Raw genomic sequence first — 206 nt, forward strand, 5'->3', positions numbered from 1 at the left:
CCCGCCGCCGTCCCCGTACCCACCCCGGAATCCGCGGTGCCGTCTCCCGCTCCGACGGCGGCGCAGGAGGAGCCGGGGTCCTGGCGGCTCAGGGCGCGCGCGTGGCTGCCCGCCGCGCGCGCCCTCGGGTACGTGACCTTCGGGGCGCTCCTCGGCACGGTGGCCAGCGTCCTCGTGCTCGCCCCCGGCGCCGGCACGGGGCAGGA

Origin of the sequence: Streptomyces sp. NRRL B-24572 (genome assembly GCF_002156145.1) — a bacterium.
Taxonomy (GTDB): Bacteria; Actinomycetota; Actinomycetes; order Streptomycetales; family Streptomycetaceae; genus Streptomyces; species Streptomyces vietnamensis.